The sequence below is a fragment of the Candidatus Dormiibacterota bacterium genome, from assembly GCA_035532035.1.
In the GTDB taxonomy this organism is placed as follows: domain Bacteria; phylum Vulcanimicrobiota; class Vulcanimicrobiia; order Vulcanimicrobiales; family Vulcanimicrobiaceae; genus Tyrphobacter.
The window spans coordinates 1-23,496 of record DATKRS010000015.1 but is presented as its reverse complement, the minus strand read 5'-3'; the positions used below and the strand labels follow the sequence as shown (position 1 = coordinate 23,496).

The following is a 23,496-nucleotide window of genomic DNA, read 5'->3' as shown; positions in this document are numbered from 1 at the left end:
GGGCTGGCGCGGCGCTGCGCCGCCGCGATGTTCGAACGCGACCGCGCGTCGCAAGCCGCCGGGATGCGCATCGAGGCGGCGGCTCCCGGATACGCGCGGGTGTCGATGCGCCTCGTGCCGGCGATGATCAACGGCCACCTGACCGCGCACGGCGGAGCCGTCTTCACGCTCGCGGACTCTGCCTTTGCGTTTGCGTGCAATTCGCGCAACGTGCTTTCTGTCGCGCAACACTGTTCGATCACGTATGTGACGCCCGCAAACGAAGGCGAGCTGTTGATCGCCGAGGCTCGCGAGACGAATCTCAACGGCCGTTTCGGCATCTACGACGTTACGATTACCGCCGAGGATGGCCGCATCGTCGCGATCTTTCGCGGTCACTCGGCCGCCGTGCGGGGAACGGTCGTTCCGGCATGAATGCGGCGTTTCTCTGCGACGGCGTGCGTACGCCGATCGGACGGTATGGCGGCGTACTCGCGAGCGTGCGAGCCGACGACTTGGCGGCGATCCCGATTCGTTGCCTCGTCGAACGAAACAGCGGCGTCGATTGGGAGGCCGTCGACGACGTCTACCTCGGCTGCGCGAATCAGGCCGGCGAAGACAATCGCAATGTTGCGCGCATGGCGCTGCTGCTCGCGGGGCTACCGTTCGGCGTTGCAGGCTCGACCGTGAACCGTCTTTGCGGATCGGGGATGGATGCCGTCGCCATCGCCGCACGCGCGATCGCCGCAGGAGAGATCGATCTTGCATTGGCAGGCGGCGTCGAGAGCATGAGCCGTGCGCCGTTCGTCATGCCAAAGGCCGCGAGCGCGTTTTCGCGCGAGCATGAGATCTACGACACGACGATCGGCTGGCGGTTCGTGAACCCAATCCTCAAAGAGCAGTACGGCATCGACAGCATGCCCGAGACCGGCGAGAACGTCGCCGCCGAGTTTCGCGTGAGCCGCGAGGACCAAGATGCATTTGCCGCGCGATCGCACGAGCGCGCTCTCGCGGCGATCACCTCCGGTAGAATGGCGGAAGAGATCGTCCCCGTGACGGTGACGCAGAAGAAATCGATGACGGTCGTCTCGCGCGACGAGCATCCGCGCTCGGATTCCTCGCGCGAGGCGCTCGCCAAACTTCCGACGCCGTTTCGCCGGGGCGGCACGGTGACCGCCGGCAATGCGTCCGGCGTGAACGATGGCGCGGCGGCGTTGATCGTCGCCTCCGAGCGCGCGGTCGAGCGCTACGGGTTGAGGCCGCGAGCGCGCGTCGTCGCCGCTGCAACGGCAGGCGTCGAGCCCCGCATCATGGGCATGGGCCCGGTCGCGGCCACGCGGAGGCTTTTGGCGCGCACCGGCCGTGCGATGCGAGACTTCGATCTCATCGAGCTGAACGAAGCCTTTGCCTCGCAAGCGCTCGCATGCCTACGCGAGCTCGGCGCACCCGACGACGCTGCGTACGTCAACCCGAACGGCGGAGCGATCGCGCTCGGCCATCCGCTCGGCATGAGTGGCGCGCGCCTTGCGCTGACGGCGTCGGTCGAGCTCGCGAACGGGAAAGCCAAGCGCGCGCTCTGCACGATGTGCATCGGGGTCGGGCAGGGAATCGCGATGATTCTCGAAGCTCCGTAGCGCGATGCGCGCGGAACGTCGCGCGCGTTATCGATACGCGCCGAGAGCCGAATACGTCTGCCACATGACGACGGCGAGCCCCGCGACGACGGCGAGGTACCACGCGAAGATCGCGTAACGCGCCCCGGTTCGTACGGCGCGACCCGAAAAGACGACGCGCCCGCCGTCGAACGGCACGATCGGAATCATATTGAAGAGATTCAAGAACGAGCCTACCGAGGCTGCCGCGAGCCAGAAGCGCTCGTGTAACGATACGCCCATCGCATAGCACGCTGCGGCAAGCCCGAACCCGACGAGTGGGCCCGCGAGTGCGATATACGCACTGTGCTCCGGATCTTGCGGAACGGCGCCGGCGGTGAACGCGCCGAGAAACGGCACGAAGACAGGGAGGCGGACCGGTAGCCCGTAGGCGCGAAAGGCGACATAGTGTCCGAGTTCGTGCGCCAAGATGAGCAGCACGAACATAAGGCCGAACTCCCAACCGAATGCGACCGCATATAGCCAAAGCGTGAGCACGATCGTCCAACTCGATGCGAGGACTTTGACGAGCAGCAGCGCCCACTTGAACTGGAGGAGCACCGCGATTATCGTTTTGAACTTTAGCGCGAGCGCGGCAAGCGTTGCGGCCACGGCGCCGATCCCGCCGGCGGCTTTCCCTTTGCGACCGGGCTTCTCGGGAGGCGTTGGCGGCGGAGGCTCCACGGGATGAGCGGTACGACGCCGCACATTCTCATCCTCGGAGGAGGGTTTGCAGGGGTCGCGGTTGCTTCACGGTTGGAGCGTAGACTGCGTCCTGCGGAAGCAACGGTCACGCTCGTCGGCCGTGAGAACTTCAGCCTCTTCACGCCCATGTTGCCGGAAGTCTGCTCCGGCGCGCTGGACGTGCGGCACGTCGTCACCCCCATCCGTTCCCAACTGCGACGAACGACCTTCGTGCTTGCCGACGTCGATGCGCTCGACGTTCGTTCCCGTACCGTGACGTACACTCACATGCTTACCGGCAGAGCGGAAACGCTTGCGTACGATCACGTCGTTCTCGCGTTGGGATCCGCAACCTCGACGTTCAATCTGCCGGGCGTCGCGGAGCGCGCGTTTGCCTTGAAGACGCTCGAAGACGCTGCCGTGTTGCGCAACCGTCTCGTCTGGTTGCTCGAGCTGGCCGATTCCACGCAGGACGCGGCGGCGCTCTCCCGACTGCTGAGCGTGGCGATCGTCGGAGGAGGCTTCACGGGCGTGGAGGCAGCGGGCGAGATCGTCGAGCTCTTCAAGAGCGTGTTGCGCTTCTACCCGCGCGTACCGGCACGGAGCGTGCGCGTCGTGTTGCTCGAAGGTGGGAGCGCGCTACTCCCAGGGCTTCCGTCGCGTATGGGTGCGTACGCTGGGCGCGTGCTCGCCGCACGCGGGGTCGACGTGCGAACGGGAGACGGCGTGGCGCGGGCCGACGAGGATGGCTTGGTCCTCCAAAGCGGAACGCGGATCCGCACGGCGACGATCGTCTGGAGCGCCGGCGTGAGACCGTCGCCGATCGTCGCGAAGACCCCGCTCCTGCAGACAAAACGCGGGGCGGTCATCGTAGGCTCGGATTTACGCGCGGCGGAGTTTCCCAGCGTGTGGGCTGCAGGCGATTGCGCCGCAATTCCCGAGGAATCGGGCGCGTACTATCCGCCGACTGCACAACATGCCGTACGCGAAGGGCCGCGGCTTGCCGACAATCTTGTCGCAGTGCTGCGCGGGCAACCGACCAAGCCGTTTCACTTTCGCGCGCTCGGAATGATGGCATCGCTCGGGGCGCGAAAAGCGGTCGCGCAGCTGCCTGGAAATCGCGTGCTCACCGGGTTCCTTGCGTGGTTCTTGTGGAGAACGTACTATCTGTTTCGGCTCCCCGGGTTGGATCGGAGGCTGCGCGTCGCGTTCGATTGGACGTTGGACGTGCTCTTCCCGCGCGATATCGCGGAGCTGCGCGTGTACAGCCGCCGCGCGCAGTCGAGTGCGGCGGCTGAGGCAGGCTTGACTCCTCCCGACGAGCCCGCGGTGCGTCTCTAGACGAACGAGACTCGCTTCGAGGCGGCAGTGCTTAGCTCGCGAGCCCTCCCATGCGCCACGCCGCAACGAAGGCGCGGAAGAGCACGGGAAACTCGTCGTGCACGAAACGCACGCTGCGGCCGCCGGTGCGCTCGAAACTGGGAATCGATGCAACGAGGTCGGCTTGCGCCGCGGTCACGAGCTGCACGTCGAGCGCGAGCGGCGGCGTAAAAACGTACGGTTTCGCGCCCTTCGCGCGAGAGACGGCTTCGCGGGCCGCATGAAAAATCGCGTCGCGCGCCGCTGCCGGCGAGAGCGAGTTGGCGGCAAAGCTGCCGATGGACTCCTTCACGATCGCTCCCGTAACCCAGGGCATCTGCCGCGCGACGCCGTCGACGGTCGTGCGATCGCCGGTGACGAGCAGCACCGGCACGCCGTAATAGCCGAGCAGCCCGGCGTTGAGCGTTGCTTCACTGCAGAGAATGCCGTTGACGCGCGCCTCGTAGATCACCGACGGCGCGTACGTGTGGCAGAGCACCGCGTCCGCGTCGCCGGCGCCGCCGTGGTATCCGACGAAGAACGCACCACCAAAGCCTCCGTCCGCGTCCTGGGCCATCGAATACGGCTTGCGATTGCCGAAAACGACGCGTACGTCGCTGGGGAGCTCGTCGAAGAGAAGATTGTGCATCGGACCGTGTGAATCGTTGACGAGCACGTCGGTGACGCCGGCTTCGCGTGCGCCGTCGATCGCCGCGCGCACCTCCAGGGTGTAGTAGCGGCGAAAAATCGCATACTCAGGATGCGGCGTACGCGCGTCGACCTGCTGCCAGGAGGTCACGCCGGCGACGCCTTCCATGTCGCTCGACACGTAGAGTTTCACGCGGGTGCGCTCGCGGCCCCGGCGAGCCGAACCGCGGCGACGTACGCGCGATAGACCGTCGGGTAATCGTCTGCCGAAAAGCGCACCGTGCGCCCGTCGAGACGCTCGAACCCCGGCATGAGCTCGATGAAGTCGGCGTGCTGCGCGCCCGTCGTTTCCAAGCGCATCTCGACCGGACCCGCAAACGCGAAAGGTCGCGCGGCGGCAACGCGCGCCATCGCGTCACGTGCTCCGGCGCGAATGGCGATTTGCGCGGCCTGGGGCGTGAGGGTATTTGCAGCGTAGTAGCCGATGGATTCTTTGACGGCGACGCCGACCGCCCAAGGAAACGCGCGCAGGGTCTCAGCGACGATCGTGCTATCGCCCGTAACGAGCAGCACCGGAATGCCGTTCGCGCCGGCGAGCGCGCCCACGAGTAGCGCCTCGCTGCACTCCACCCCGTTGATCGTTACGCGATAGACGGTTTCGTCGCTGAACGTATGGGCGAGAACGCCGTCCCGCGCGCCGCTCTTTGCGTGATAGCCGGTGAGAAAGACGCCGTCCGATCCGCCGTCGAGACCTTCGGCCATCGAATGCGGCTTCGGAGCCCCGGCGATGACGCGCACGCTCGACGGAAGCTCGTCCCATAAGAGGTTGCGCATCGACCAGTGCGAGTCGTTGACGAGGAACTCGGTCGCCCCGCCTTCGCGCGCACCGTCGATCGCAGCACGCACCTCGTGCGTCATGTAGCGGCGGTAGATCGGATATTCGTCACGGTCTTCCGGGTCGCACTGGCGCCAGGAACAGACGCCGGCGGTCCCTTCCATGTCGCAGGAGACGTAGAGCTTCACTGGCGCTCTTCGCGCAATGCCTCTTGCGCCTCGGTAAGACCCGTCTGAGCCGCGACGTTGTGCGGGTTCACGGCGAGCGCGCGGCGGTAGTACGGAATCGCCTCGCTAAAGCGGTTTGCGGCCAGCTCCATGTCCCCGAGCTGGGTCAGGGCCACGTCGTCGTTCGGATGGCGGGCAATGCGCCGGCGTAATGCTTGGAACTGGAGCATCACGGCAGGCGGCGGACCGCCTTCGACGCGCTGCTGCGCCGTCTGCTGCGTGCTCGAGCCCGAGGCGCCGAAGACCGATCCGCCCGATCCGAATCCGACCGCGACGAGATACCCCATGACCCCGAGAAAGACGAGGGCGAATGCTGCGACGAAGGGCAGGTAGATGCGTGGCGGAAGACCGCGCTCGGGAGTGCTCACGAAGAGGCGTTTGGACGAGCGGCGAAGAGAATCATCCGTGCTGCCTTCAGAAGCGGAGCTGCAGCTGCTCTTTGCTCGGCTGAACAACCGTCATTTCAACGGAACCGCGCCGGATTGCCGGATCGCGTACAACGCGCGTTTCTCGAACTCGGCGGGGCGCATCACCTACGGCCGCACGCCGTTGCTGATCGAGCTCTCTCCCAAGCATTTTCGCCGGTATCCCGAGGCGCTCGAGGAGACGCTGCTGCACGAGATGGTCCATGCCTGGTGCTACGATCGCTTTCGCGACACAGGGCACGGTTCTCGATTCCGGCGCAAGATGCGCGAGTGCGGCCTGACCTCGATCTATCACGATCTCGGGCACGTGCGTCCGCGCAAAGAGTCGACCAGGCGCTACATCCTGCGCTGCGACGCTTGTTCCTTCGAGCTGCTGCGCCGGCGTATTCCCGGCAAGCCGGCGAGCTGCCCGCGTTGCAATCAGCGGCGCTTCGACGCGCGGTTTCCGCTTGCGATCTACGAAGTCGTCGAAACGAAGCACGTCGGCTCGACGGCGACCGCCGCAACGGCTGCCCGCGGCCGGCGGCCTGAGACTTAAGGCCGGGCATTCATGCGGAAGAAGCGCGAGAATAGGGCGGCGATGAAGAGCAGCATCTCGAGCAATGGGGCCAACACGCGCGTCGAATCCGATTCGATGGGTTCGATCGAGGTTCCGGGGGACGCCTATTATGGTGCGCAATCGGCGCGGTCGCTCATCCATTTTGACATCGGGGAAGGTGCCTGGCCGCGCGACGTGATGCCGCGCGCCGTCATCCGCGCGATGGCGACCTTGAAGAAAGCCGCCGCGCTCGTCAACCACGATCTCGGCAAGCTCGGCGACGAGGAAACGCGTCTCATCGTCGCGGCTGCCGATGAGGTCGTCGCCGGAAAACTCGACGCGCACTTTCCGCTGCGCATTTGGCAGACGGGATCCGGCACCCAGACGAACATGAACGTCAATGAGGTGATATCGAACCGGGCCATCGAGCTCGCCGGGGGAGAGATGGGCTCGAAGAAGCCTATCCACCCGAACGACCACGTCAACATGTCTCAATCGTCGAACGACACGTTCCCGACGGCCATGCACATGGCCGCGGCGCAAGCGATGATCGAGATGCTGCCGCCGGTCGAGGCGCTGCGCGACGCATTGGCCGCCAAGGCCGAGCGGTGGCGCGGCATCGTGAAGGTCGGCCGCACGCACCTGCAGGACGCAACCCCGCTGACGCTCGGGCAAGAGTTTTCCGGTTATGCGACGCAGGTCGACCGCGCGATCAAGGCGTGCCGCGAAGCGCTCGATCCGCTCTTCGATCTGGCGATCGGCGGCACGGCGGTTGGCACGGGCCTGAACGCGCACCCCGAGTTCGGCGAACGGACGGCAAAGAGAGTGGCCGAGCTCACGGGGCTCCCGTTTCGTTCCCACCCGAACAAGTTCGCCGCGCTCGCGTCGCACGACGATTTCGTCTTCGCCTCCGGGGCGACCAAGATGCTTGCCGCCGCCCTGATGAAGATCGCCAACGACATCCGCTGGCTCGGCTCCGGGCCGCGCGCCGGCATCGGCGAGTTGATTCTCCCCGAGAACGAGCCGGGCAGCTCGATCATGCCGGGAAAGGTGAATCCGACGCAGAGCGAGGCGATGACCATGGTCTGCGTGCAGGTCTACGGCAACGATCTCGCGATCAGCTTCGGCGCGTCGCAAGGCAATTTCGAGCTGAACGTCTTCAACCCGGTGATGATCGCAAACTTCCTGCACTCTACGTCGCTCCTGCGCGACGCGTGCACGATGTTCCGGGTCCACATGGTGGAAGGCCTCGAGCCGAACGAGGAGGTCATCAAACGTCATCTCGACGAGTCGCTGATGGTCGTTACCGCCCTCTCGCCCGTAATCGGCTACGACAAGGCGGCGCAGATTGCGAAGAAGGCGCATCACGAGAAGACGACGCTCAAAGCCGCAGCGCTCGCCCTCGGTTACGTCGACGAAGCGCAGTACGACAAGATCGTCGTTCCCGCGGAGATGACCCAGCCGAAATAGGCGCTTATCCCTCCGGCCCCAACACCGTGACGAGATCCGGAAGGGATCGCCTGTCGAAATCGTCCCAGCGCGCGGTCGAGTCGACGATCAATATCTTTGCGCCGCGCTCGCGAACGATGCGGGCAACCTGGAGCCGGTCGATTGCGGTGACTGCTTCGAAGTCATGGGATCGTGCGAGTGCTACGGCCTGCTCGTCCAGATCGATCAAGACAGGAGTATGGCCCGAGCGCTTGTACCGGCGAGCGCTTTCCAAGGTTGCCGGCGTAATGCCGGCAATGACGACGGTGGGCATCTGGAGCCTCAACCGCAACGCGACTGCAATGGCGCTCGGCGTGGAGATCGCGATGGTGAAGACGACGACGAGAAACAAGATGCCAGCCAGACGGTCGCCTCCGCGTAGGCCCCATGCCGGAATCTGCGTTGCGTAATAGGTCGCCAGCGAGACCGCGACGATGCCGCGAGGGAAGACGGACATCGTGAGCAACCGCTCGGGGAGCGTAAAGGCACTGCGGAAGGTTGCTAAAGCCACAGTAACGACCCGAATCCCGACGAGTGCGCCGACGATAGCCATCGCTGGGATCACGAGCGGCCCTAACTGCTCGACCCGGATCTGCGAGGCTAATAGGACGAACACGGTCGAGAGCGCGAGCATGGAGAGGTCCTCCTTGAACGCACGCACGAGCCGTTCGTGAGGAAGGACTCGAAAATCGAGCAGAAAGCCGCACAGCACGACGGCGACCAAGCCGCTTTCGTGCGAGACCCACTCCGAGGTGGCGTACGCACCGAGGCCCAGCAGCAGTACTCCCACCTTGCTGATGTCGCTGGACCAGCGTGCCGTCCACGTCAGAACGTAGCGACCGAGAACGCCCCATGCCGCGCCAAGCACGATGCCGGTTCCGATGCGCTGCGTTACCTGCCAACTTGCCTCGAGCGGCGTCCCGGGACGCGACGTGTACGTTGCAAAGACCACGGCGGCAATGATGACGCCCAGGGCGTCGAGGACGAGCCCCTCCGATTCCAGCAGATGTGCAACTGATGACCGAGGGCGCACTCGCGCCATGAGCGGACCGATGACCGTGGGCCCGGTCACGATACATATAGCAGCAATCATCGAGGCCAACAAGTGGCTGAAATGGTAGGCTTGGACTACTCTCGGCACGATTGCGAGAGTCAATGCCGGACCGGCAACCGCGAGCAGGGCGATCGTCGTCTTTGGGACTCCTCGAAGATCGAGGCGTAGCGTGGCTTCGAAGAGAACGATGACGACGGCAAGCTGCAGGAGGGCTCTCGTTCCGGGGTTCGTCAGGTCGAGCCGAACGAAATCGATTCCGCTCGGGCCCGCAATCAATCCAAATCCAAGCAGAGTGACGATCGAAGGGATGCCGAGACGGTTCAACAGGATGCGCGAAGCGAATGCCGCGATCAAAACGAAGACCGCTCCCAGCTCGACGGACAGCGCCGGGTAGCGCGCGACCATGTCTGTCATCGAGGCGAGCGTTACTCCGCGATCTCGAAAGCGCTCTGCACGCCATGGCGCGTCCCGGTGCCGAGGATCTCTTCGCGTGGGCCGAACGCGAATGCGGCTTCGAAATGCCATCCTCTCGCGGGAACGACGTCGTCGAGCAAATGCAGCCGTCCGTCAGCCCAGATAAACGCATAAGGCTTTCCGTCGGTGCCGGCGAGCGTGCCGATAACGGTATCGTCTTCATCGATCGCGTACGCGACGCTCGAGCGCGCATGCGGTGCGAGAGCGACGTGCGTGCCGTCCGGGCGCCAAAGCATGGCGTGAGGCGCGCTCGCATCGTGGAGTCCGGGCAGCTCATCGGCGCCCACGGCGGTCCCGTCTGGAGAGACGGCCATCGCGACGCCGGGGCCGAGTTCGGAGAGCGTCCCTCCGTGGATGCGCACGGCGACGTACCGCTGCGTCTCGATGTTGAGATCGGTCGGCGCGATGAACGCCCCTAAGTAACCGCGGAAACCGACGACGTAACCGTCGCTCGCGCCTCGAATCGACGCACGGCCGAGAAGCGTGCACGAACCCTCGTCGAACAACACGGCGTATGGTGCCAGGGCGCTGGTCGTGGCGCCGTCGAGCACCTCCGGCGAATCCGGCGATTCGTACGTGATGTAGATGCCGTTCGCGGTGACGTCGTCGACGTACGGAAGGAAGTCGGGCTGCGTGATCTTCGCACACGGCGCGAGGACGAGCGGCGCGGACAAGGTCCCGAGGTACGCAACCGGCGTGAGGCGATTTCCGCCTGCCTCGAGCTCCATCGACGCCACGCGCGTCACGTAGAGCGTCGAAGGACCCCCGAAGCCTCCGAGCGCCAGCCCTGCGGAGAGCTCTCCGGGCTGCAGCGCAGAAGGCGGCGATAGGAGCGTGGCATGGAGCGCGTGGTCCCAGACGACGATCCTCGACGCGCCGCTCGCGCCGATCAGCGTCACGTTCGCCGCGACGATGCCGTCTGCGCTTACCCGCATCGGCACGCGCTGCTCTTGCGCAGCGATATGCGTGTGGGGCGGCAGCGAGAGCGCGAGGATCGCACTTAGGAGAAGCATCAGCGGGCCTCGTTTCGTACGGCGGGCGTACAGAACGCTACGACGGCCAGCGCCACGAAGCCTAGCACCATGATGCTCATCGCAAGGTGCGCGCTGCGGTGATCGGCGATCCATCCGAAGACAAGGACGCCAGGCAACATTCCGCCGAGAACGACGAGCCGTACCGCTCCCATTACGCGGCCGACGAGCTCCGCCGGCGCGATGCGCAGACGGAAGCCGATGATCTGCGCGATCTCGAAGCTTGCAGCGACGTTCGACCCGGCCCAGCACGCGGCCGCGAGCCATAGATCGTGCGTTAGAACGACCGGAATGAAGAGGAAAGCGTCGATCAGGTACGCGATGACGAGCGCCCGGCCGAACGGCCAGCGGCGGGCGTTGACCGTCGAGAAGAGCGTGCCGACGACGGCGCCGACGGCGGTGACCCCGAGGAAGAAACCGATCTCGCGGTCGCTCGCCGCAAACCCCGTCTTCAGGAACGGGATTAGGATCGAGTATCCTCCGAAGGCGAAGAGATTGAAGCCGAACGCAAGCGCAGCCTGCGCGCGCATGCCGCGATCTGCCAAGAGCGTGCGAAAGCCGAGCGCAATGTCCGCACGTAACTGGCGCGGCGAGGGCAAGCCGTGGATCTGCTCCGGGCCGAGCGTCGGGATGCGCATCAGCGAGAGCTGCGACGCGAAGTACGTCGCGGCGTTGATGATGAGCGCCGGAAAGGGGCCGAAGATCGCAAAGAGCGCCCCGCCGAGCGTCGGCATGACGAGGTTCGAGAAGTTCTCCGCGCCGATGAGGACGGCGACTGCCTCGGTCGTGCGATCCTTGCCGACGAGATACGGTATCGACGAGGACTGCGCGCTCAGGAACGCCGCCGCTGCAATGGAAATAACGACGAGCCCGCTATAGATCATCGGCATTGTGAGGACGTGCATCGCGTAGGCGACGGCGAACCCGGCCATGACCGCACAGCGAATAGCGTCGCATGCGATCATGAGCTTTCGGCGGTCGAGCCGGTCAGCGAGCGATCCGCCGACCAACCCAAAGAGCGAGAAGGGACCGATCTCGCATGCGAGCGAGGCGCCGGTCGAGAGCGCCGAGTGCGTGAGGTGATACGCGAAGAGCGGAATTGCGAGCGTGCGAAGGCCGTCGCCGAGCAGGCTCAGCGATTGTCCGAGAAAATACTGTCGGAACCCGCGCGAGGAAAAGACGCTCGGCGCGAGCCGCGCAACGGCGACCATAGACGCAGAGATATAGCAAGAACGCGCGCGGGCGTCAACCCTCGGGCGGTTCTACAGATGGCGCAGAACCAGGGATATCGCGCCGACCGCGAGAGCGACGGCGACGAAGATCAAAAGCTGTCGCGACCGTAGGCGTAGCGAGAGGCGCGCCCCGATCGGCCCGCCGCAGAGGCCGCCGATGACGAGCGGGACGATGTCGCGGACGCGAATGTCGTGCTGAAAGGCGTGGACCGTGAGCCCGACCGGCGACGTGAGAACGATGCCGAAATGTGAGGTGGCGCTGATCGCATGCGCGGGCAGATCCGAGAAATAGAGCAGCGTCGGCACCAGCACGACGCCGCCGCCGATGCCGAAGAGACTCGACACCAAGCCGACGCCGAATCCGACGGCGACCGCGGCAGCCGTAGGCATACCACGCAGCGTGTGCACGTGTCTGGTAGAGTCTTCCCGTTCCGACACGTGTTTGGCGCGTCGCAGCACCATGTCGACTGCGACCGTGAAGAGCAGGAGTGCCAGTAAAGCGTCGAAGAGCGTAGCGGAGATGTGCTTGGCGAGTACAGCCCCGGCGATGCTTCCCGGCAAGCCGCCCGCGGCGAAGAGCAGGCCGACGCGCACGTGCACGCGCTGCTGTAGAAGATAGGTGAACGCCCCGCTGCCGCTATTCGCGACGACGAGCACGAGGGCCGTTCCCGCGGCTTCGGCCGGCCCGAGACCGAAGAAAAGGCGCAGTACCGGCACGAGGATGAAGCCGCCACCGAGGCCGACCATCGAGCCGAAGACGCTTGCCAAGAAGGCTGCGATGAGGAGCTCGACGGCGGTGATCACCGCGGACCGCTAGGAGCTGACGCGGCCGATGTAACGGCGATCGCGCGTATCGATGCGAATGACGTCGCCGCTTTCGACGAAGAGCGGGACTTGCACGGTTGCGCCGGTCTCGAGCTTCGCCGGCTTCGTGACGTTCGTCGCCGTGTCGCCTCTGAACCCCGGGTCCGTTTCGACGATTGTGATCTCCACGTGCGCCGGAAGTTCGACGCCGATCGGGACGCCGTCGTGGAACTGCACGTCGACGACCATGCCGTCTTTCAGGAAATCCGCGGGATCGCCGATCAGCTCGCGCTGCAGCGTGACGTTCTCGAACGACTCTTGGTCCATGAAGTGAAATCCGTCGGCGTCGTTGTACAGCATCTGCATTCCGCGGTTGTCCAGCGTCGCACGCTCGAGCTTCTCGCCCGCGCGGAACGTCCGCTCGAGCGTGGTGCCCGTCTTGACGTTCTTCAAACGCGTGCGGACGAAGGCGGAGCCTTTCCCGGGCTTGACGTGGAGGAACTCGATGACGGTCCAGAGCTGGCCGTCCACGCTGATGGTGACGCCGTTGCGCAGATCATTCGACGATATCATTACTCGCGCCTGATAGGCGGATGGGGTTCTCCGTTCCTTCTCTCAAGCGAGCGATGTTTTCGCGATGCGTATAGGCGATGAGAAGCAGCGCAAAAACGCCGTAGAGCGTCTGCGCGAGGGAACCGTAGGAGAAGATGTAGAGCGCAATCGGCGCGAGCAGGCTGCCGAAGAAGGAGCCCATCGACGAGTATTGCGTTGCGAGCGCTCCGGCAATCCAGCCGAGTACTGCGATCGTCCCGGCGTAGACGTTGAGCGCGAAGATCGCGCCGAACGAGGTTGCCACGCCTTTGCCTCCGCGGCCGCGAAGCCACGGCGAGAAGCAATGGCCGAGCACCGCGGCAGCGGCGGCGATTGAGGCGGCGGTATCGCCGTAGCCGCGTTCGGCGACGAAGAACGCCGGTGCGAACCCCTTGGCGGCGTCGAGCACGAGAACGGCGGCCGCGCCCGTCTTCCCAAGGGACCGCAGCGCGTTCATCGCGCCGATGTTTCCCGACCCGTGCTCGCGGATGTCCTTGCGGTACCCGAAGTATCCCACGAGGTAGCCGAACGGAATCGAGCCGATGGCGAATGCGCAAAGGGCGATCAGGAAGAGAGTCATGCGCCGGCCTCCTCGGTGCGACGGGGACGGAACTGAAAGCTGAGCGGAACACCCGTAAAATCGCAATGACGGCGCAGCACGTTTTCGAGAAAGCGTTCGTACGACGGCTGCACGAGGGTCGGATCGTTACAGTGGAAGACGAAGAGCGGCGGGTGCGTCTGCGGTTGCGAGGCGTAGAAGACGCGCAGCATTCGCCCGCCAACCGCCGGGGCGGGATGGGTGAGGACGGCGTCGCGCACGATGGTATTGAGTGCCGCGGTCGGAATGCGGCGGTCGAGATTTTCGGCGATCTGCTCGACGAGGGGGATGAGGCTGCCGAGCCGGCGATGCGTCTTCGCAGAGAGGAACGTTACCGGCGCAAAGCGCGCGAACGGCAGAAGATCGTGCACGGCGTTGGCAAGCTCCCCTTGGCTGAAGTCACCGCCTTGCTCGCGCGCGAGATCCCACTTGTTGCCGACCAAGATAAGCCCTTTGCGCTCCTCGATGACGATGCCGGCCAGCCGGCGGTCGAGCGCCGTCACGCCTGCCGTCGAATCGAAGAGCAGGAGGGCGATGTCGCAGCGTGCGATCGCCGCAAGAGAGCGCAGCGCGGCATAATATTCGATCGCGCCGTGCGCCTCGGGTTTTTTGCGCATGCCCGCCGTGTCGATGAGGCGCAGCGTGCGCTCGTGACGTCGCATGATCGTGTCGATCGCATCGCGCGTCGTCCCGGGAACCTCCGAGACGATCGCGCGCTCTTCGCCGAGAAGGGCATTGAGCAGCGAGCTCTTGCCGACATTCGGGCGGCCGACGATGGCGATCGCGAGCTCCTTCTCGTCGTCGGGCGTCGCCGTTGGCGTGGGCAGTAGCTCGACGATGCGATCGAGGAGGTCGCCCGTCCCCTCACCGTGGATTGCGGAGACCGTGACCGGCTCGCCGAAGCCGAGCGGCGCGAACTCGGCGAGCGCCGATGCCGCCGCGCTCGGCGATTCCGATTTGTTCGCGACGAGTACGACCGGCCGCCGCGTGGAGCGCAGGATGCGCGCGACGTCCTCGTCCAGCGGCTGGCGACCGACCTGTGCGTCCACGGCAAAGAGCACGACGTCCGCCTGTTGCGCGGCCACCTCCGCTTGGCGGCTCGTGGAGGCCTCGATGTCGCCGTGGCCGGCATCGGGATCGATGCCGGCGGTGTCCACGAGGGTGAAAAAGGAGCCGCGCCACTCCGCGAGAGCGTAGAGCCGGTCGCGCGTGACGCCGGCAGTCGCCTCGACGATTGCGAGGCGCCGGCCGACCAGGCGATTGAAGAGCGCGCTCTTGCCGACGTTCGGCCGACCGACGATTGCGACAGTTGCCGGCTGGAACACGGGGAGAAGCCTTCGCCAACGGGAAATGCAGTCCCTCAAGCAACGGACATGGCGCGCGTTTACATTGAAACCTTCGGCTGTCAGATGAATGAGGCAGATTCGCAGTATATTGCGGATCGCGCCGTCGCCGCCGGCTATGCGGTAGCGCAGCGACCGGAAGAGGCGAACGTCGTCGTCGTCAATACATGCACCGTGCGCGACAATGCCGAGCGTCGCGCGTACGGCCGCATCCACCACTTCAAGCTGTTGAAGGAGCGAGATCCTCGCGTGCGGCTCGTCGTCGTCGGCTGCCTTGCCGAGCAGGATCGCGATCGGATGCGCGCGCGCGCCCCGCACGTCGACGCGGTCTTCGGCACGAAGGAGCTCGCCGCGTTCGCAGACCGCCTCGACGCGTGGCGCGCGGAGTACGACGATCTCGCTGCGCTCGATGACGAAACGATTGCGAGCGACGCGCTCTTGCTCCAGCCGTTCGGCGGCACGGCCGATGGCCTCGCAGACGCGTTCTCGCACCTGCGCGCATTCGTCACGGTGCAGCGCGGCTGTTCCTACTATTGCACGTTCTGCATCGTTCCGCACGTGCGCGGTCGTTTCGATCATCGCGCGAAGAACGCGATTCTCGGCGAGGTTAGCGATCGACTGAGGGCGGGCGCCCGCGAGGTGATGCTCGTCGGTCAGACCGTAAACGCGTGGCGCGACCCGGCCGACGGCGCGGACTTCGGCGACCTCTGCCGAGCCGTCGCCGCCCTCGACGGCCTCGAGCGCCTCACGTTCATCTCGCCGCATCCGAAGGACTTCACGGAGAAGACGATCGCCGACCTCGCGGCCGTTACCGGCATGAACCCTCGCATCCATCTACCGCTTCAATCGGGCAGCGACGCGATGCTGCGGCGCATGAATCGCAAGTATACGCGCGCGGGTTTCGAAGAACGCGTGGCGTGGATACGGCGTTCGCTGCCCGGCTGGGCGATCACCACCGACCTCATCGTCGGCTTCCCGGGCGAAACCGAGGACGATTTCGCGCAGACGCTCGATATCGTGCGCAGCGGAGTATTCGCAAACGCCTTCACCTTCATGTACTCGCAGCGGCGCGGGACGCCCGCGGCTGCGTGGGACCAGGTGGATCCGGCGGTGGTCGCGCAGCGGTTTCGCCGGCTCGTCGACGCACAGAACGCGGCGACGCAAGCGTATCACACGCGCAAGATCGGCACGACGGTGCGTTGCTTGATCGTAGGGAGCTCGAAGAAAGACAACGCCAGGCTCGCCGCAAAGAGCGGCGACAACGTGACGGTCGTCGCTGCGAAGCCGCCGGATTTCGACGATACGGCATACGCGCGCACGCCGTGGCTCGACGTGTCGATCGACGCGTCGCATCTCTGGGGTTGCACGGGGCGGGTCGTGCGTCGCGCCGCGCGCGTTCGCGACGAGGGGATCCGCGTCGCGCAGCCGGCAATCGATCTGATCGCCGGATGAGGCAGGCGCGGGCGTGAGCCAAGCGCGCAAGTACCCGCCGATGCTCGAGCAGTACTTCGGGATGAAGGCGCGGCATCCCGAGGCGATATTGCTCTCGCGCGTCGGCGACTTCTACGAAGCCTACGGAGAGGACGCGGAGACGGTTGCGCGCGCGCTGCAGATCGCGTTGACGAGTAAGGAAGCGGGCGGCGGTCGGCGCGTCGCGATGGCGGGCGTGCCGCATCACGCGCTGACGCAGTATCTGGCGAAGCTCGTGCAACAGCGTTTCGTCGTCGCGCTTGCCGATCAACTCGAGGCGCCTCAGCCGAACAAGCTGGTCGCCCGCGACGTCACGCGCATCGTCACCCCCGGGACGCTGATCGAAGAACAGTTTCTCGACGGGAAGACCAACAACTACCTCTGCGCGATCGCCGCGCTGGGCGACGCCTTTGCGCTCGCCTACGCAGACGTCTCGACGGGACAATGCGCCGCTACCGCCTTTGCCGACGAGGACGCATACGACGAAATGATGGCGGAGCTGGTTCGCGTCGCGCCTACGGAGGTCATCGCGGACCTCCCTACGGAGATTCGAGCGACGATGGCCTTCGCCGTCGAAGAGCTCGGCGCGCGCTTTGCGGCGCCCGTCCTCGGTGTCGTGGAGGAACGGGATCGCGGCGCGATCGACGGGTTCTCTCTCGACGAGTCGATGGCGATCCACCGCGCGCTTGATGCGCTCGGCGCGTTCGTTCGGCGGACCGCTCTGTGCGGCACGTCGCTGATATTGGATCCGCAGCCTTATCGCTCGCGCGGTTTTCTCGCGCTCGATCCGTCGACGCGTAAACATCTAGAGCTGACGAAGGCCGATGGGCAGAACCCGCGCGCGACGCTGCTCGCGACGCTCGACTGCTGCGAGACGGCCATGGGATCGCGAACGCTCGCTCGCTGGATCCTCGCACCGCTCCTCGACCCGCGGCGAATCTCCGATCGACAGGACGCCGTGCAGGTGATGCTCGCGGAACACGCCCGCAGAGGGGCCGTTCGCGAGCTGCTTCGGGGATGTTTCGATCTCGAGCGCATCGCGCAGCGCGTGCGCTTTGGGCGCGCGACGCCGCGGGATCTCGCGTCGCTGCGCAGGACGCTCGAGATCTTCGAGCCGTTGCGCGCTTCTCTCCCGGAGGCGTTCGCGTCGCGCCTCGCGGTCCTCGGCGGGTTCGGCGATCTCCTGGGCGATCTGCGTGCGACGCTCGTCGACGAGCCGCCGCTCCTCGTTTCCGCAGGCGGCGTCATTCGTCCTGATGCCGATGCGGAGCTTGCAGAATGCGTGAGCCTGCGCAGCGACGCGCGCTCGAAACTCTCGGAGCTCGAGGAGCGCGAGCGCCGGCGGACCGGCATCAAGACGCTGAGGCTGAAGTACGCAAGCCCATTCGGCTACGCGATCGAGATTAGCCGTTCGTATGCGGGCGAGCTTCCGCCGGAGTACGTGCGAAAGCAGACGCTTGCGAACGGCGAGCGTTACATCACCCCGGAGCTCAAGGAGCTTGAGCTCGCGATCTCGACCGCGCAGACGCGCCAAGAGCGTATCGAAGAGCGCCTCTACGGCGCACTCTGCGAGCGCGTCGCGGCGCGCACCGCCGCGCTGCTCGAAGCGGCGCACGCACTCGCCGAAATCGACGTATTCTGCGCGCTCGCGCACTGCGCCGCGGAGCGCGGATACGTTCGCCCAACCTTCGCCGACGCGAGCGCGATTGCGATAGAAGACGGGCGCCATCCGGTAATGGAAGCGGTCCTGCACGCGAGCTTCGTGCCGAACGACCTTCGGCTGCGCTCGCACGATCAGCGCTTCATCTTGCTGACCGGGCCGAACATGGGCGGCAAATCCACCTATCTGCGCCAGGCGGGCTTGCTCGTCATCATGGCGCAGATCGGTTCGTTCGTTCCGGCGAAAACGATGGAGCTCGGGATCGTCGACCGAATCTTCACGCGCATCGGTGCGGGGGACGACCTCGCTGCCGGACACTCTACCTTTTATATGGAGATGACCGAGGCCGCCAACATTCTGCGTCGAAGCACGCGGCGTTCGCTGTTGCTCATCGACGAGGTTGGGCGTGGAACCGGTACGATCGATGGGCTTGCGATCGCGCAGGCGATCTGCGAGTATCTGCTCGGCCTCGAAGAGCAGACGCCTATGGTGCTCTTCGCGACACACTTTCACGAGCTGTGCGCGCTCGCCGAGCACTGGCCGTTCGTTGCTAACCATCACATCACGGCGGTGGAGAACACGGCTCGCGACGGCGCGCCGGTCTTTTCGCATCGCGTTCAGCCGGGAAGTTCGTCGCGCAGCTTCGGCATCGAGGTCGCGCGCATGGCGGGCTTGCCCGAGGCCGTCATCGAGCGCGCCCGCGAAGTCGCCGATGCGCTCTCGGGCAACGCCGACGTCGAAGCGAACGTCCCGCTGCGACGGCGCTTGCGCAAGCCCACGCCGTCCGAGCTCCAGCTCTCCTTCCTACGTCCCGATGCCTAAGACTGATTCGGAGCCGAGTCCAACGATTCGGCTTCTCGACGCGGTGACGGTCGGTCAGATTGCCGCGGGCGAAGTGATCGAGCGCCCGGCATCGGTGGTGAAGGAGTTGGTCGAGAATGCCGTCGATGCCCGCGCCGCCCGCGTCACCGTGAGCGTAGAGCGCGGCGGCGCCGATCTCGTGGAGGTGATCGACGACGGCGCGGGGATCGCGCCTGAGCAGCTCGCGCTCGCTGTTACGCGGCACGCGACCAGCAAGCTCGCGGCTGCGGCCGATCTGCATGCGATCGCAACCCTCGGGTTTCGGGGCGAGGGATTGGCGTCGATTGCCGCCGTGAGCGAGCTGGAGATCGTTTCGCGGACGCGCGACGCACCGATCGGTTCGCGCGTCACGGCGCACGCGGAAGCATCGTCGGCGGTCGAGCCGTTCGCGGCGCCCCCGGGCACGCGCGTGCGAGCACGTCACCTCTTCGCGGAGGTGCCGGCGCGCCGCGAGTTTTTGCGCTCGCCAGGCGCCGAGTTTGCCCGCATCTCCGGCCTGCTCTCCACCTTTGCGCTCGCGTATCCGAGAATCACCTTTACGCTGCGTCACGACGGCAAAGACGTGTGGGTTATGCCGGCGAGCGACGATCCGCGCGAGCGGCTCGCGATGGTCTTCGGGCGACAGGCCGCGAGTGCGCTGATTCCGCTCGCGCAGGCCGATCGAACGCTCGGAGGAAGCCTGAGCGGCTTCATCAGCACGCCGGGGAACGATCGCCCGGACCGCCGTCTGCAGTTGCTCTTCGTCAACGGCCGCGCGGTACGCGGCGGAGCGATGGCGGGGGCGTGGAGCGCAGGTTACGCGACGTTTACCATGCTGGGTCGACAGCCGTACGGCGTCCTCTTTCTCGATCTCCCGCCGGAGAACATCGACGCAAACGTCCATCCGACCAAGAGCGAGGTGCGTTTTCGCTACGGCGCGCAAGTGCTCGATGCCGTTCGCAGGACGATTGCATCGACGCTGCGCGAAGATGCAGCGCAACGCTTGCAAGACCATGCCGGAAGCACCGGCAGCGTTACGTTCTCCGCGATGGCGAGCGGCGTTCCCGCTGCGGTGACGCTGTTCGAGAACGCTGGCGCGATCGCGAGCGAGAACGGCGACGGCGGTCTGCGCGTGCTCGGTCAGGTCGACCGAACGTACATCGTGGCCACGGACGGCGAGGCGCTGCTCCTCGTGGATCAGCATGCCGCGCACGAGCGCGTCGCATACGAGGCGATCGTCGCTCACGTTGCGAGCGAGCCGCTCCTGGTGCCGTACGTCGTGGATCTCGACGCGACGCAGAGCGACGCGCTCGCGCACGTTCTCGATGCGCTCGCCGAGGGCGGTCTCGAGATCGAGTCGTTCGGAGAGCGCAGCTATCGCATCGTTGCAACGCCCGCCGGCTACGGGGCGCGGGCCTTCGATCTCGCGGGATTTCTCGACGACCTGACCGACGGGAGGAAGCAGCGCGACGCTCGCGAGCGCGTCTGGGCATCGCTCGCGTGCCACTCCGTGACCGTTGCTGGCGAGCGGCTCGAAATGGAGGAGATGGCGACGCTCGTGCGGCGCCTCGGATCATGCTCGAACCCGATGCACTGTCCGCACGGACGGCCGACGATGGTGCGCTTGGAGCCGAGCGAGATCGCGCGTCTGTTCAAACGCTAGCGTCGATGGACGTCCTGCTGCTCGGCGGTCCAACCGCTTGCGGAAAGACTGCGGCCGCACTCGCGCTCGCCCGGGCGTTCGACGCGGAGATCGTGGGAGCCGACTCGCGCCAAATCTATCGCGACATGCCGATTGGAACCGCGGCTCCCACGCCGGAGCAGCTCGCCACTGTTCCACATCATCTCGTCGGAATCGTCGATCCGTACGAACGATATTCGGCGGCGCGCTTCGCGTTGGATGCGATACGTGCGATCCAAGAGATTCGCGCACGCGCGAAGCGCACGATCGTCGCCGGCGGAACGGGATTCTATCTGCGTGCGCTCGCGGGGGAGGTTGCTCTTGCTCCCCAGTACGATCGCGGCCTTCGGCAGCGCCTGGCGATCGAGGCACGCGTGCATCCCGCCGGCGTGCTCCACGCATGGCTCGCATCGCGGGATCCCGTCCGAGCGGCGGCGCTCCATCCGGAGGACACCTATCGCGTGCTGCGCGCATTAGAAGTCGCCCTCGCGAGCGGCGTGGCCCCGGACCGCGACGGTGCTCTGCCGACGCTTGCGTCGCAGGGTATCGGCTTTGCGTACGCGGTGCTCGACGTGCCCCTCGACGAGCTGGACGCGCGCATCGAGCGGCGCGTCGACGCGATGCTCGCCGCCGGGTTCGTCGACGAAGCCGAGCGCATCGGGGCACAAGCGGTCGCTTCGAACGCGGTCGGCTACCCGCTCGCGCTCGCGTGGGCCCGTGGATGGTCGACGGCGGGAGAGCTTCGCCGGTTGCTCGCGCGGGCGACGCGGCGGTATGCGCGGCGTCAACGCGCCTGGTTTCGCGGCGAGCGCACCGCGCGCCGCGTTCGTGCGGACGCTCTCGAGGCGTTCGCAAGGGAAACTCTGGGTTGGCGGTAAGGGTCGTACACGATGAACTCCATGCGTTTGGTGAAGATGCACGGCGCGCACAACGACTTCGTCGTGGTCGATGCGCGCGAAGCGGCCGTCGAGCGGGGGCCCGAGCTCGCGCGGTGCCTCTGCGACCGGCGCGGTGGTATCGGAGCGGACGGTCTGCTCGTGGTCGGCTCGTCACGCATCGCGCAGGTTGCGATGCGCGTCTTCAATGCGGATGGTAGCGAAGCCGAGATGTGCGGAAACGGAATCCGCTGCGTCGCACGCTATCTCGACGAGGCGGGCGAGGGCGCCGCTCTCATGGTCGAGACCGAAGCCGGCGTCATTGCGACGCGCGTGGTTGCCCGCGAGCCGCAGTATCTCGTTCGCGTCGCAATGGGCGTTCCGCGTTTCGAATCGGTCGCACTCGAGCTCGCGCAGGCGCGCGTCGTCTCGCTCGGAAATCCCCACGTCGTCCTGTTGCGAGCCGCAGGCGACGACATGGATCTGGTAGCGACGGCGATCGCGTTGCAACGCTCGCCGGCCTTGCCGCAGGGCGCGAACGTCCACCTCGCCGTCGTCGAGAACGAGCACGCCCTGCGCGTGCGCCATTGGGAGCGCGGCGTCGGGCTGACGCAAGCGTGCGGCACCGGCGCCGTCGCGTGTGCCGCTACCGCCATCGCGCTCGGACGCGCGCGCTCGCCGGTCGACGTACACGTTCCTGGCGGCGTCTTGGTCGTCGAATGGGACGGCGAAGGAGAAGCGCATCTCACCGGCCCTGCGATGCGCGTTTTCGAAACGGCGATCGACCCGTGGAAGCTCTAACGGCGGGGCTCGCGTACTGCGATCGGCGCGGTCGAATCTACTTCGACGAGACGGCAGTCCCTCTGGCCGACGGCGGCGTCGTTCGCGAAGCGCACGCCGACGAGTTGATCGCCGCACCGGCAGGAACGATGCCGATGATTCTCCCGCAGCGTCATCCGCTCACGGCCTCGGGCCCGGCGTCGAGACGCTACGCACTTGCGGCTGCTTTACCCGCAGGGTACACGCGGCTTCTCGTTCCTGCGTACGAATCGGAGCCGGACGCGCCGGCTCTGCCGCTCTTCGGCTACACCTTTGCCTGCGTCCTCAACGATACGCTGCACGTTGCCGCGATGCGAACGGACGAGAGCGAGGATTGGCTCCCGCGGCGCTTCGAGCCGGGTCAGCTGGAGGCGGTGCTCGATCGCCGTCTCGCGGAGGACGTAGAGAATCGCGTGCTCGCACAAGTTGCCCGTTGCTCGCGCGAGTACGGATGCTTCACCGCGCAGAACGTCTTTCTCGAGCGCGGCGAAGCGGCGCTTCCGGTTTCCCCGCGGTGCAACGCCCGCTGCATCGGCTGCATCTCGGAGCAGGAGCCGCAGACGCACGTTCCCTCGCCGCAGGAACGGATCTCGTATGAGATCTCTGCGCAGGAGCTGGCGCGCGTGGCCATCCGGCATCTCGAGCGCGTCGACGACGGCATCGTCTCCTTCGGCCAAGGGTGCGAAGGCGAGCCGTTGCTTCGGTCCTCGGCGATTGCGCGGGCCATCGACATCATTCGCGAGAAGCGCCGCAACGGAACGATCAATCTCAACACCAACGGCAGCATGCCGCGTGCGCTCGGGACCTGCATCGACGCTGGGCTGGACGCGGTGCGTATCAGCCTCAACTCCTTTCGTCCCGCCGTCTACGCGGCCTACTACCGGCCGATCGGATACGAACTCGACGACGTCCTCGCGTCCGCGCGTCTCGCCGTCGAGCGCGGCCTTCGGGTCTCGCTCAATCTGTTGACGCACCCCGGCGTCACCGACGACGCAGAGGAAGTGGCGGCGGCGGCGGCATTTCTGCGCAACGTTCCCGTGGCGATGGTGCAGACGCGCACGCTCAATATCGACCCCGAATGCTACTTCGCCGCCGTCGGGCGGTCGCGAGAGCCGCTCGGCATGCGCGCCGCGCTCGACGCGATTCGCGCGGCTGGAGCGGCCGTGGGCAACTTCACGCACACGCACTA

At 66.1% G+C, this 23,496-nt stretch carries 22 protein-coding genes; 11 read left to right on the top strand and 11 right to left on the bottom strand.

Annotated features, from left to right (window positions below; all coding sequences use genetic code 11):
* Positions 1-27 precede the first annotated feature (27 nt).
* Together paaI and pcaF are read left to right on the top strand one after the other, a co-directional pair.
* Positions 28-414, top strand: a complete 387-nt coding sequence (gene paaI / locus VMV82_05170; protein ID HUY40940.1) for a hydroxyphenylacetyl-CoA thioesterase PaaI — start codon at positions 28-30, stop codon at positions 412-414.
* The gene (pcaF, locus tag VMV82_05165) at positions 411-1,613 is read left to right on the top strand and encodes a 3-oxoadipyl-CoA thiolase (protein ID HUY40939.1); all 1,203 of its coding nucleotides are present in this window, start codon (positions 411-413) and stop codon (positions 1,611-1,613) included. Before paaI ends, pcaF begins: the two co-directional genes overlap by 4 nt.
* Positions 1,614-1,640: 27 nt before the next feature.
* Here the strand turns inward: pcaF and VMV82_05160 are convergent, their stop codons facing one another.
* A complete protein-coding gene (locus VMV82_05160) occupies positions 1,641-2,315 on the bottom strand; it encodes a site-2 protease family protein (GenBank protein HUY40938.1) in 675 nt (224 codons plus the stop codon).
* A 3-nt stretch (positions 2,316-2,318) separates the two neighbouring features.
* Here VMV82_05160 and VMV82_05155 point away from each other — a divergent pair, with 3 nt between their 5' ends.
* The gene (locus VMV82_05155) at positions 2,319-3,656 is read left to right on the top strand and encodes an NAD(P)/FAD-dependent oxidoreductase (GenBank protein HUY40937.1); all 1,338 of its coding nucleotides are present in this window, start codon (positions 2,319-2,321) and stop codon (positions 3,654-3,656) included.
* A gap of 31 nt (positions 3,657-3,687) precedes the next feature.
* On the opposite strand, the gene VMV82_05150 is transcribed toward VMV82_05155, so the two are convergent.
* Genes VMV82_05150 through VMV82_05140 form a run of 3 tightly spaced genes read right to left on the bottom strand, consistent with a single transcriptional unit; the run spans position 3,688 to position 5,752 of the window.
* On the bottom strand, positions 3,688-4,515 hold the full coding sequence (locus VMV82_05150; protein HUY40936.1) for a M55 family metallopeptidase: 828 nt from the start codon (positions 4,513-4,515) through the stop codon (positions 3,688-3,690).
* The gene (locus VMV82_05145; protein HUY40935.1) at positions 4,512-5,345 is read right to left on the bottom strand and encodes a M55 family metallopeptidase; all 834 of its coding nucleotides are present in this window, start codon (positions 5,343-5,345) and stop codon (positions 4,512-4,514) included. Before VMV82_05145 ends, VMV82_05150 begins: the two co-directional genes overlap by 4 nt.
* Complete coding sequence (locus VMV82_05140) at positions 5,342-5,752, bottom strand: tetratricopeptide repeat protein (GenBank protein ID HUY40934.1); 411 nt, start codon at positions 5,750-5,752, stop codon at positions 5,342-5,344. The genes VMV82_05145 and VMV82_05140 overlap by 4 nt, the downstream gene beginning before the upstream one ends.
* Positions 5,753-5,789: 37 nt before the next feature.
* Between VMV82_05140 and VMV82_05135 the strand changes: the two genes are divergently transcribed.
* Both VMV82_05135 and fumC read left to right on the top strand, forming a co-directional pair.
* A complete protein-coding gene (locus tag VMV82_05135; protein ID HUY40933.1) occupies positions 5,790-6,347 on the top strand; it encodes a SprT family zinc-dependent metalloprotease in 558 nt (185 codons plus the stop codon).
* Between the two features lie 42 nt (positions 6,348-6,389).
* Positions 6,390-7,817, top strand: coding sequence for a class II fumarate hydratase (fumC, locus tag VMV82_05130; GenBank protein ID HUY40932.1), 1,428 nt, complete (start codon positions 6,390-6,392; stop codon positions 7,815-7,817).
* A 4-nt stretch (positions 7,818-7,821) separates the two neighbouring features.
* On the opposite strand, the gene VMV82_05125 is transcribed toward fumC, so the two are convergent.
* Genes VMV82_05125 through der form a run of 7 tightly spaced genes read right to left on the bottom strand, consistent with a single transcriptional unit; the run spans position 7,822 to position 14,944 of the window.
* Positions 7,822-9,303, bottom strand: coding sequence for a cation:proton antiporter (locus tag VMV82_05125; protein HUY40931.1), 1,482 nt, complete (start codon positions 9,301-9,303; stop codon positions 7,822-7,824).
* 11 nt (positions 9,304-9,314) lie between these two features.
* Entirely contained in the window at positions 9,315-10,376 is a 1,062-nt protein-coding gene (locus VMV82_05120) for a hypothetical protein (protein ID HUY40930.1), read from the bottom strand.
* Positions 10,376-11,605 (bottom strand): MFS transporter, encoded by a 1,230-nt coding sequence (locus VMV82_05115; protein HUY40929.1) that lies wholly within the window; start codon positions 11,603-11,605, stop codon positions 10,376-10,378. Before VMV82_05115 ends, VMV82_05120 begins: the two co-directional genes overlap by 1 nt.
* A 51-nt stretch (positions 11,606-11,656) precedes the next feature.
* Entirely contained in the window at positions 11,657-12,430 is a 774-nt protein-coding gene (locus VMV82_05110) for a sulfite exporter TauE/SafE family protein (protein ID HUY40928.1), read from the bottom strand.
* Between the two features lie 9 nt (positions 12,431-12,439).
* On the bottom strand, positions 12,440-13,003 hold the full coding sequence (efp, locus tag VMV82_05105; protein HUY40927.1) for an elongation factor P: 564 nt from the start codon (positions 13,001-13,003) through the stop codon (positions 12,440-12,442).
* Positions 12,987-13,601, bottom strand: coding sequence for a glycerol-3-phosphate 1-O-acyltransferase PlsY (gene plsY / locus VMV82_05100; protein HUY40926.1), 615 nt, complete (start codon positions 13,599-13,601; stop codon positions 12,987-12,989). Before plsY ends, efp begins: the two co-directional genes overlap by 17 nt.
* Positions 13,598-14,944, bottom strand: a complete 1,347-nt coding sequence (gene der, locus VMV82_05095) for a ribosome biogenesis GTPase Der (protein ID HUY40925.1) — start codon at positions 14,942-14,944, stop codon at positions 13,598-13,600. Before der ends, plsY begins: the two co-directional genes overlap by 4 nt.
* 48 nt (positions 14,945-14,992) lie before the next feature.
* Here der and miaB point away from each other — a divergent pair, with 48 nt between their 5' ends.
* The 6 genes from miaB to VMV82_05065 form a co-directional block, all read left to right on the top strand.
* The gene (gene miaB, locus VMV82_05090; GenBank protein HUY40924.1) at positions 14,993-16,414 is read left to right on the top strand and encodes a tRNA (N6-isopentenyl adenosine(37)-C2)-methylthiotransferase MiaB; all 1,422 of its coding nucleotides are present in this window, start codon (positions 14,993-14,995) and stop codon (positions 16,412-16,414) included.
* A gap of 13 nt (positions 16,415-16,427) precedes the next feature.
* The gene (gene mutS / locus VMV82_05085) at positions 16,428-18,914 is read left to right on the top strand and encodes a DNA mismatch repair protein MutS (GenBank protein HUY40923.1); all 2,487 of its coding nucleotides are present in this window, start codon (positions 16,428-16,430) and stop codon (positions 18,912-18,914) included.
* Positions 18,907-20,595, top strand: a complete 1,689-nt coding sequence (gene mutL / locus VMV82_05080; GenBank protein ID HUY40922.1) for a DNA mismatch repair endonuclease MutL — start codon at positions 18,907-18,909, stop codon at positions 20,593-20,595. The genes mutS and mutL overlap by 8 nt, the downstream gene beginning before the upstream one ends.
* 5 nt (positions 20,596-20,600) lie before the next feature.
* Entirely contained in the window at positions 20,601-21,491 is an 891-nt protein-coding gene (miaA, locus tag VMV82_05075) for a tRNA (adenosine(37)-N6)-dimethylallyltransferase MiaA (GenBank protein ID HUY40921.1), read from the top strand.
* Between the two features lie 12 nt (positions 21,492-21,503).
* Positions 21,504-22,289 (top strand): diaminopimelate epimerase, encoded by a 786-nt coding sequence (gene dapF, locus VMV82_05070; protein HUY40920.1) that lies wholly within the window; start codon positions 21,504-21,506, stop codon positions 22,287-22,289.
* The coding region (locus VMV82_05065; GenBank protein ID HUY40919.1) for a radical SAM protein at positions 22,277-23,496 on the top strand (1,220 nt) is incomplete at its 3' end. The genes dapF and VMV82_05065, both read left to right, overlap by 13 nt.

Bases quoted from the DNA above. Each gene is read 5' to 3' on its own strand.
- efp (HUY40927.1), bottom strand. From the start codon at position 13,003: ATGATATCGTCGAATGATCTGCGCAACGGCGTCACCATCAGCGTGGAC.
- dapF (HUY40920.1), top strand. From the start codon at position 21,504: ATGAACTCCATGCGTTTGGTGAAGATGCACGGCGCGCACAACGACTTC.
- miaA (HUY40921.1), top strand. From the start codon at position 20,601: ATGGACGTCCTGCTGCTCGGCGGTCCAACCGCTTGCGGAAAGACTGCG.
- VMV82_05125 (HUY40931.1), bottom strand. From the start codon at position 9,303: ATGACAGACATGGTCGCGCGCTACCCGGCGCTGTCCGTCGAGCTGGGA.
- paaI (HUY40940.1), top strand. From the start codon at position 28: ATGTTCGAACGCGACCGCGCGTCGCAAGCCGCCGGGATGCGCATCGAG.
- pcaF (HUY40939.1), top strand. From the start codon at position 411: ATGAATGCGGCGTTTCTCTGCGACGGCGTGCGTACGCCGATCGGACGG.
- VMV82_05155 (HUY40937.1), top strand. From the start codon at position 2,319: ATGAGCGGTACGACGCCGCACATTCTCATCCTCGGAGGAGGGTTTGCA.
- miaB (HUY40924.1), top strand. From the start codon at position 14,993: ATGGCGCGCGTTTACATTGAAACCTTCGGCTGTCAGATGAATGAGGCA.
- fumC (HUY40932.1), top strand. From the start codon at position 6,390: ATGAAGAGCAGCATCTCGAGCAATGGGGCCAACACGCGCGTCGAATCC.
- plsY (HUY40926.1), bottom strand. From the start codon at position 13,601: ATGACTCTCTTCCTGATCGCCCTTTGCGCATTCGCCATCGGCTCGATT.
- VMV82_05120 (HUY40930.1), bottom strand. From the start codon at position 10,376: ATGCTTCTCCTAAGTGCGATCCTCGCGCTCTCGCTGCCGCCCCACACG.
- mutL (HUY40922.1), top strand. From the start codon at position 18,907: ATGCCTAAGACTGATTCGGAGCCGAGTCCAACGATTCGGCTTCTCGAC.
- VMV82_05115 (HUY40929.1), bottom strand. From the start codon at position 11,605: ATGGTCGCCGTTGCGCGGCTCGCGCCGAGCGTCTTTTCCTCGCGCGGG.